This is a genomic window from Asaia spathodeae NBRC 105894 (assembly GCF_025994195.1).
In the GTDB taxonomy this organism is placed as follows: domain Bacteria; phylum Pseudomonadota; class Alphaproteobacteria; order Acetobacterales; family Acetobacteraceae; genus Asaia; species Asaia siamensis.
The window spans coordinates 1-1,216 of the sequence record NZ_BAPY01000052.1; the positions used below are offsets into that span (position 1 = coordinate 1).

Genomic DNA, 1,216 nt, shown 5'->3' on the forward strand with positions numbered 1-1,216 from the left:
CCGGCTATAGCTTAGCAGAGCCATAAAACTGTCCGAACAGAGGGGACCACCTCTTAAATCACAAGCCACGAGCACCTTCAAAATCAGTTCTTGCCTTCCCGGATTGTTTGTCCAAGAATGCGCAGAGAAAGAAAAAGGAAGAAGCGCGCAGAAGGCGAAATACCTCAAATCATTGGAAATAGTGATGCGGTCGACCCAAAGTATTGAGGTTCGAGTCCCATAGTTCGCACCACCATCTCATTGAAATTGATAGGCTTTTTGGCTTTCGAGGCGTCAAACGGGGGCTCTCCAGGATTTCTTCCCAGAATGGGAAATTTTGATGCTGCGTCTGATAGGGTCCCGCTACCATTTTCGCAGGGCCGTGCCGAAGGATATCCAACCTCTCCTGAGGCGGTCCGAGATCTCCCTTTCGCTTGATACTTCGGCTAAACTCGAGGCTCGCAGACGGGCGGCACAGCTATATGACCGGACCGGACAGTTCTTCGACAAGGTGCGCGCCATGAGTGACTCGAAAGACCGACCGCCCACACCAGACGAGATCATCACTTTCTATGAGAGCTTCGTTCGCGATACCGAGTCTGCCCATGCCATCGAAATGCGTCTGCTCGAACTCAAGCATGAGAGGGAAATGACAGAGGTTCAGGTACGCTTTCTCGAGTTCAACAACCTTGTGACGCGTTTTCTCTCCATCATCGGCCCCTATCTTGCCAAGGACACCGAGCGGCTCGAAACGATGCGGAAAATCGTGAAGAAGGATCTGCCTGAAGCGCGTGCGGAAGCCGCCAATCTGGCCGCTCAGGTCAATCTCCTGAAAAGCATCGTCGTCGACATTGGAACGGCCAGGAAGAGCGAACCTATCGCCCCAGTGCCGCTGACTGCTGAACCAGACCCACGCGGACAAACCATACCAAAGAAAAAGCTTGCAAGCTCCGGCTCCCGCGCAAAGCTTCTGACGGTCAGCATGGCTGCGGAGCGTTTTATCTACCCGGATACCAATCGCTCAGAGGATACGAAACGCGGCACGCGCAAAGCGCTTAACCTGTTCATCGATGCCTTTGGCGACATGGAGGTTGAACGGATTACCGGCGAGACGGCTGGCGAGTTCCGTGATCTCCTCTTCCGTCTTCCTGCCACCCACGGCAAGGAGCGCAACGGCCGCTCAATCCGTGACGAGGTCGCGCGCGCTGAAACCGAGAAGCTCGAGACCATCAGCGCC

The 1,216-nt window shown here is 54.8% G+C and carries 1 protein-coding gene; it reads left to right on the forward strand.

The features are described from left to right. Positions 1–319: 319 nt before the first annotated feature. Positions 320–1,216, forward strand: an 897-nt coding sequence (locus AA105894_RS13015; protein ID WP_373316782.1) for a DUF6538 domain-containing protein, incomplete at its 3' end; no start/stop codon positions are given.